The sequence below is a fragment of the Angustibacter speluncae genome, from assembly GCF_054777815.1.
Window position 1 is genome coordinate 1 of sequence record NZ_BAAHAF010000037.1, and the last position, 2,614, is coordinate 2,614.

At 74.8% G+C, this 2,614-nt stretch carries 3 protein-coding genes; 1 reads left to right on the forward strand and 2 read right to left on the reverse strand.

The features are described 5' to 3' along the window. Both ACYVKY_RS04360 and ACYVKY_RS04365 read right to left on the reverse strand, forming a co-directional pair. On the reverse strand, positions 1-306 hold a 306-nt coding region (locus ACYVKY_RS04360), incomplete at its 3' end, for a peptide chain release factor-like protein (RefSeq protein WP_460433776.1). After that, the gene (locus ACYVKY_RS04365) at positions 303-977 is read right to left on the reverse strand and encodes a ferritin family protein (protein WP_460433774.1); all 675 of its coding nucleotides are present in this window, start codon (positions 975-977) and stop codon (positions 303-305) included. The genes ACYVKY_RS04360 and ACYVKY_RS04365, both read right to left, overlap by 4 nt. Positions 978-1,053: 76 nt before the next feature. Between ACYVKY_RS04365 and ACYVKY_RS04370 the strand changes: the two genes are divergently transcribed. After that, the coding region (locus tag ACYVKY_RS04370) for a DEAD/DEAH box helicase (RefSeq protein ID WP_460433775.1) at positions 1,054-2,614 on the forward strand (1,561 nt) is incomplete at its 3' end.

The following is a 2,614-nucleotide window of genomic DNA, read 5'->3' on the forward strand; positions in this document are numbered from 1 at the left end:
CAGCTCGCGCAGCCGCGCGGCCAGCCGCTCGCGGGCGGCGACGCGGTTGCGGCGCTGCGCCCGGTGCTCGGACGCCGTCACCACCAGCACCGGGTCGTCGGCCCGCCGCAGGGCGCGGGCGCGCTGGGCGTCGGTGAGCACCGTGAGCGTGCGCAGGTCGAGGCCGACCTCCACCCGGCTGTCGGCGGTGTTCACGCCCTGCCCGCCCGGACCGGACGAGCGGGAGAACCGCTCGACCAGCTCGGCCGACGGCACCACCAGGCCGTCGGGCAGGCCGGGTCCGGCGGGGACGACCAGGTCCATCAGGACGCGAGCCCGAGCCGCCCCATCCGCGCGGTGTGGCCCTCGGTGATGCGGCTGAACATCCGGCCGATCTCCAGCAGGTCGACCCCGCTCGCGCCCTCGCCGCTCACCAGCAGGTCGGCGAGCGAGTCGCGGTCGGCGGCCACCCGCTGCGCCTGGCTCAGCGCCTCGCCGACGAGGCGCCGGGCCCACAGCGCCAGCCGGCCGGCGACGCGAGGGTCGCGCTCGACCGCCGCGTGCACGGCCTCGACGACGAAGTCGGCGTGGCCGGTGTCCTCGAGCACCCGGTGCACCAGGTCGCGGGTCGCGGGGTCGACGAACGCGGCGACCTCGCGGTGGAAGTCGCTCGCGATGCCCTCGCCAACGTAGGCCTTGACCAGCCCCTCGAGCCAGTCGCTCGGACGGGTGCGCGCGTGGAAGGCGTCGACCGCCCCGGTGAACGGGGCCATCGCCGACTCGGGGTCGGCACCGACCTGCTTCAGGTGCGCCACCAGCGTCTCGAAGTGCGCGAACTCGGTGACCGCGATGCGTCCGAGGCGCGCCTTGTCGCGCACGGTCGGCGCCATCTGTGCGTCCTCGGACACCCGGACGAACGCGGTCAGGGCGCCGTAGGCGAGCACCCCCAGCAGGTCGACCACCGACTGCGCGGCCGGTGCCGCGGGCTGCTCGCTCACGCCCGGAACCCTAGCCCCGCTACAGTGGAGCCGTTCAACGGTTGACCGGTCGTGGGTAGCGTCCGGCTACCGACCGATGCGGAGCGGCCCGCCTCGACCCGGCCAGACCGGGACGAGTGTGCGTGAGGCCCCGCCAGATGCCGACGAGGTGTGCGTGACCCTCTCTGACCCGACCCTGTCCTCCCTCGAGCCCACCGCCGAGGAGATCGCCGCGGCGACCGACGCGATCGAGACCATCGACGTCGCCGACGTCGAGCCCGTCGCCCCCGACAAGACCTTCGCCGACTTCGGCGTCTCGGCCGAGATCGCCGACGCGCTGGCCGAGGTGGGCATCGTCCACCCGTTCCCGATCCAGGCGATGACGCTGCCGGTCGCGCTGCAGGCGCACGACATCATCGGCCAGGCCAAGACCGGCACCGGCAAGACCCTGGGCTTCGGCATCCCCGCCCTGATGGCCGTCCGCGGCCCGGGCGAGCCCGGCTGGGACGACCTGGCCGACCCCGGCAAGCCGCAGGCCCTGGTCGTCGTCCCCACCCGCGAGCTCGCCGTCCAGGTCGCGAACGACCTCGACCGGGCCAGCGCCCGCCGATCCGCGCGCGTGCTCACCGTCTACGGCGGCCGCGCCTACGAGCCGCAGGTCGAGGCGCTGCAGCGCGGTGTCGAGGTCGTCGTCGGCACCCCCGGCCGGCTGCTCGACCTGGCCCAGCAGGGTCACCTGCAGCTCGGCCACGCCCGCACCGTCGTGCTCGACGAGGCCGACGAGATGCTCGACCTCGGCTTCCTGCCCGACGTCGAGCGGCTGCTCTCGCTCACCCCGGCCGGCCGCCACACCATGCTGTTCTCGGCGACCATGCCCGGCGCCGTCGTCGCGCTGGCCCGGCGCTACATGAGCCAGCCCACGCACATCCGGGCCTCCGAGCCCGACGACGCCGGCGCGATCGTCAAGGCGATCCAGCAGTTCGTCTACCGCGCGCACGCGATGGACAAGGTCGAGGTGCTCGCCCGCATCCTGCAGGCCGAGGGCCGGGGCCTGTCGATCGTGTTCACCCGCACCAAGCGCACGGCCGCCAAGGTGGCCGACGAGCTCATCGACCGCGGCTTCGCCGCCGGCGCCATCCACGGCGACCTCGGCCAAGGCGCCCGCGAGCAGGCGCTGCGCGCGTTCCGCAACGGCAAGGTCGACGTGCTCGTCGCCACCGACGTCGCCGCCCGCGGCATCGACGTCGACGACGTCACCCACGTCGTCAACTACCAGTGCCCCGAGGACGAGAAGATCTACGTCCACCGCATCGGGCGCACCGGCCGCGCCGGCAAGAAGGGCGTCGCGGTCACCTTCGTCGACTGGGACGACGTGCCGCGCTGGGGCCTGATCAACAAGGCGCACGGGCTCGACCACGCCGACCCCACCGAGACCTACTCGACCTCGCCGCACCTGTACACCGACCTCGGCATCCCCGAGGGCACCACGGGCCGGCTGCCGCGCAGCAAGCGCACCCGCGCCGGCCTCGACGCCGAGGTGCTCGAGGACCTCGGCGAGACCGGCGGCAGGGGTCGCGACGGCGGCGACCGCCGGTCCGGCGGTCGCGACGGCGGCCGTGGGCGCGACGGCGGCCGCGGGCGTGACGGCGCCCGCCCCG